Raw genomic sequence first — 989 nt, forward strand, 5'->3', positions numbered from 1 at the left:
CAAACCTACAACGCCGAGTGTAGTAAATCGTGTTGATGCATTTGTTATATTCACTCTTACGTCTAAGTGAATAACTGACCGACTGTTTTCATTGGAATGAACATTCTTATTCGACCATTGATTTCACAAAGAACCTCGAAACCATATTTTGCGTAGAATGACTCCGCTTGTTCAGTTAAACAATCAACAACAATGGCATAAGCTCTCATGTGAGAGTTAATTTCCCAAAGGTATTCGAGAGCTTTGATTAAGCTAACTTTACCTAGCCCGCTTCCATGAAATTCTTTATGAACCGCAAGTTGAGCTAAAAGGAAAACAGGAATTGGATACCGCGGTAATTTTTTAGCCATCGCTTGTGGTAACGTATCACGGCTAATTGAACTTGGCGCGATACTATAAAATGAACAAATTGGATATTTTTGATTTGGCAGTGGCACAGAAGCAGGCAAAACCATAGTGCGGCTGATACCTGCTTGCATATGTTTAGCGGCTTGAGTTTGGATAAAATCATTTAACTCTTTTTCACCACAGTCAAATGATGCTCTATCGTGTTGTGATTTATCCAATTCTTTAAAAGTCTTGGAATAACTCACTTAAACTCACCACTTTTAGTAAATGCAGCCGCTTCAAGTAATGCTTTATTCGGAGCTTTAGCTTCGTCACAAGCAATCATGAATTGGTCAAATACATTTGCTTCAACAGTGATGCTTTCATGCTCAGAAATCACCTGTGTTGAATCTTCGTCCATTAAACGAACAACATATTCAGTTAAGCTTTTTAAACCAAGCAAAGCTGATGCCTTCTCAGCCTTAGCTTTGATTTCTTCATCCAAACGGATATCAAGTCTTGCAGTAGCCATAAAACCTCCAATCGTACGGAGTAATTCCGTAATTAACCTGAGTATAAGATTTAAACAACCAAAGTGCAACTTGTACGGAGCTAATACGGATTTAATTTTTAAGCTTTGTGAATATAACGCCTGCATAACA

At 37.8% G+C, this 989-nt stretch carries 2 protein-coding genes; both read right to left on the reverse strand.

All coding sequences use genetic code 11. The annotated features are described in order from the left end of the window. Nucleotides 1-62: 62 nt before the first annotated feature. Nucleotides 63-593, reverse strand: coding sequence for a GNAT family N-acetyltransferase (locus tag A6E06_RS11365; RefSeq protein ID WP_061037564.1), 531 nt, complete (start codon nt 591-593; stop codon nt 63-65). After that, on the reverse strand, nt 590-859 hold the full coding sequence (locus A6E06_RS11370; RefSeq protein WP_005423939.1) for a DUF1778 domain-containing protein: 270 nt from the start codon (nt 857-859) through the stop codon (nt 590-592). The genes A6E06_RS11365 and A6E06_RS11370 overlap by 4 nt, the downstream gene beginning before the upstream one ends. Between the last annotated feature and the right edge of the window lie 130 nt (nt 860-989).

The organism is Aliivibrio sp. 1S175 (genome assembly GCF_001690985.1).
In the GTDB taxonomy this organism is placed as follows: Bacteria; Pseudomonadota; Gammaproteobacteria; order Enterobacterales; family Vibrionaceae; genus Aliivibrio.

Coding starts and splice junctions, on each gene's coding strand:
- A6E06_RS11370 (WP_005423939.1), bottom strand. CDS start 859: ATGGCTACTGCAAGACTTGATATCCGTTTGGATGAAGAAATCAAAGCT.